Source organism: Vibrio sp. 10N.286.46.A8 (assembly GCF_041470165.1).
GTDB classification, from domain to species: Bacteria; Pseudomonadota; Gammaproteobacteria; order Enterobacterales; family Vibrionaceae; genus Vibrio; species Vibrio tasmaniensis_A.
On record NZ_JBFRLX010000361.1, the window covers coordinates 2,804 to 6,346 of the forward strand.

Here is a 3,543-nt window from a genome sequence, read left to right on the forward strand (position 1 = left end):
CCCCTTTTTTATGTGTTATTAATAGCGCGAGTTAAAGCGATCTATTTGCTAAGGTAAGCTTAAGCTGAAGGTTGCTCTACAGGTTTACTGTCTGCAACTTCAGATTCAGGAGACTTACCTGTTTTACGCTTGTACTTCTCTTCCCAGTAAGTTGCACCTTTAATGCCTAGTTTTACAGGGTTGAATGTGTACTCAGTCACACCTTGTTTCTGTTGTTCTTCGTAGTCTGCTAAAGCCTTAAGCGCAGGCTTAGACATGAAGAAGATGATCAGAATACCAACGATGTTTAACCATGCCATCAAACCAACACCCACATCACCCATTGCCCATGCAAGGTTTGCTGTTTTAACGGTGCCATAGAAAACGGCACTAATAAGAACAAGCTTAAGTACGAACATCATGCCAGGGATCTTGATGGTACGACGTAGGTAAGCAATATTCGTTTCTGCGATGTAGTAGTAAGCAAGAATCGTTGTAAATGCGAAGAAGAACAGAGCAAATGCGATGAATGGCTTGCCAATGCCTGGCAGTGCACTTTCAATAGCAAGCTGTGTAAATACGGGACCATTCGCACCGATGTTTGCTGCTAGGTTCTGAACAAGGAATACACCTTCAGCGCCGCCGTGAACGTTGTAGGCACCAGTGATGATGATCATGAACGCTGTAGCAGAACATACTAGAAGAGTATCAATGTAGATAGAGAACGCTTGAACCAAACCTTGCTGAGCTGGGTGATCAACACTTGCCGCAGCTGCCGCGTGAGGACCAGTACCTTGACCTGCTTCGTTTGAGTAAACACCACGTTTAACACCCCAACCGATTGCAGCACCAAAGCCTGCCATAGGAGTGAATGCATCACCCAGAATCATTCCGAAAACAACAGGAACTTGGCTGATGTTTAGTAGGATGATAACGAATGCGATGATGATGTAAGCCAACGCCATGAATGGAACGACAATTTGTGTGAAGTTCGCGATACGTTTAACACCACCAAAGATGATGAAAGCAAGGATGATAGCAACAACAGTACCAGTGAAAATTTTAGCGAAACTGAATGTACCGATAGCTGTTTCAATCATATCACCTGAGCCAAATGCAGCTTCTACAGCATTACCTATACTGTTTGACTGTACACCTGGAAGCAAAATGCCACATGCAAAAATAGTCGCGATAGCGAAGATCCATGCGTACCACTTCTGACCCATTGCTTTTTCAATGTAGTAAGCCGGACCACCACGGAACTGGCCTTCATCTTCTTCTTTATAGATTTGCGCCAGCGTAGATTCTGCGTAAGCAGTCGCCGCGCCAAAGAAAGCTACCACCCACATCCAGAATACGGCACCTGGGCCACCGAAACCGATAGCGGCAGCAACACCTGCAATGTTACCTGTACCTACACGGCCAGATAGCGAAACGGCAAGAGCTTGGAAAGACGAGATGCCTTTTGATGAGCTTTTACCCGAAAGTAGCAAGCGCCACATTTCAAAGAAGTGACGGATTTGAACAAATCGAGTCATGATGGAGTAGAACAAACCTGCACCTAAACATAGGTAGATAAGTACTGGGCTCCAGATTATTCCATTCAAAAAATCAACGAACGACTGCATGAGTATTTTCCCTGTTAGTTTTGCTTATGATTGTTTTTCGAACAACACAATACTTCACTTGTAACCCGAGTGTTAAATTATTTAACTGCGCATTGAGATTACTGTGACATAAAGCAAGTTATAGAGGGTGTTTGTTAATGCTTAGTGCTAATTCGATAATCGTTCCATTTAACTTGTTATGCAACAGGTTGTTGCGGCTGGTGTTTTGCAAAGTGAATAAATAGTGATTAATACAAAAGGGTGGGGAGGTGCGCAGAAGAAGGGTAGGTGTGCACAAGATACGAAATTGCGTAAAACAGCGGTGAAAATTTCTTAGCATGAACGGCTGATATAGGAGTGGTGAGATGGATTTGATTGGAATATATCACCTGCATCGAGTGATCTCGCAGGCCTAAGAAACTGTGCCTTTGAAGGCTCGATAATTCTGACCTTCATGTTTACTGAGTGAGAGTAGCTAGTTTGATGCCTGTTTCAAACAACCACAAACCCTCGCGCCTGTAATTCTTTAGCGAACTCAGACTGAGTATTTGGCTCACCGTGAATCAAATGCACCTCTTTTGGTGGAGTCGCGATGCCCTCTATAAATCGATTGAGATCCTCTTTATCGGCATGAGCAGAATAGCCAGACATGCCATGAATTTGAGCATTAACCTCAACGTCTTTGTTATCAATAGAAACTTGCATTTCGCCTTGTTGCAGCTCTCGTCCGAGCGTTCCGTGTGCTTGATAGCCCGCTAAAATCACATCCGTCCGTTGATCGGGAAGCAAAGCGGATAAGTAGTTCATTATCCTGCCGCCCTGACACATTCCAGAAGCTGCGACCACAATCGCGGGTTCACCTGTCGACTTAAGGCGATTAACGATTTTCTTGTGCATTCTATGTCCATCAACCGTAATGCACTGCTCAAAAGCGAGTGGGTGACGTTTCAGTTCAAGACGTTGCTTTGCTTCTTGCCCCCATAACTCTTTAAAGCGTCGGTAGGATCGCGTCACCTTTTCTGCCATAGGCGAATCGAGGATGATAGGAATATCGCTGCTGAGTTGATGCTCAAAGATCAGCTGTTCGATATCAAATAGCAGTTCCTGTGTTCGACCGATGCTAAAAGCCGGAATTAGAATAACGCCGCCATCAAGTAACGAACGATCAATGATTGCTTTGAGGCGTTCAGAGCGTGAAGCAATATCGTCGTGCGTGCTAGTGCCGTAAGTCGACTCAATAAACAGATAGTCGGCTTGTTGTGGTGGTTTAGGATCCGGCAGCAGTGGCGTGTTACTAGGGCCCAAGTCGCCTGAAAAGACCACTACTTCTTGGTTGGGTAACTTAATCTCTATATAGGCCGAACCTAAGATATGCCCTGCAGGTTGAAAACGAGCATGCAGAGTATTTGGCCTATGGTGATCCTTTCCGTCGTTTTGCTGTTTAGAGACAATTGGAAACCATTCCCCATAAGGCTTAGGAGCAATCAACGAATGAATTTTTTTAAGGATGAGTTTGGATTGTTTATGACTGAGCCCTTGCAGTTTTAGGCCGTCTTCAATCATTAAAGGGGCGAGTTCAGCTGTCGCCTGAGTACAATAAATTGGTTGGTTAAAGCTACTGGCGAGTAACCAAGGTAATCGACCAATATGATCAATGTGAGTGTGGGTCAGCAGAAGAGCATTGAGGTGGGAAGTTTCAAACTCAATATCGAGAGGGCGAGTGTCTTCACCTTGAAGCTTTTTACCTTGAAGATCTAAACCTTGAAACAAGCCACAATCGATGAGCACCGCTTGGCCTGAATCTCTTAGCTCGTGACAAGATCCTGTGACGGTATGTTTGCCGCCATGGTGAATCACTTTCATCGTTTACTCCCATTGCTCTATAAAGCCATTAACGCCTGTTTTTATTTTGCGGATAAGCGCCAGCAAGTAAAACAAGAACAATGAGAGTTGCGAT

General features: G+C 44.6%; 2 protein-coding genes. Both read right to left on the reverse strand.

Annotation, left to right across the window (positions count from 1 at the left end):
• Positions 1–59 precede the first annotated feature (59 nt).
• Entirely contained in the window at positions 60–1,607 is a 1,548-nt protein-coding gene (locus tag AB4232_RS22425; RefSeq protein WP_009848307.1) for a sodium:alanine symporter family protein, read from the reverse strand.
• Positions 1,608–2,078: 471 nt separating this feature from the next.
• Positions 2,079–3,449 carry an MBL fold metallo-hydrolase gene (locus AB4232_RS22430; protein ID WP_371995826.1) on the reverse strand — a complete coding sequence of 457 codons (1,371 nt, stop codon included), beginning with the start codon at positions 3,447–3,449 and terminating at the stop codon, positions 2,079–2,081.
• Positions 3,450–3,543 lie beyond the last annotated feature (94 nt).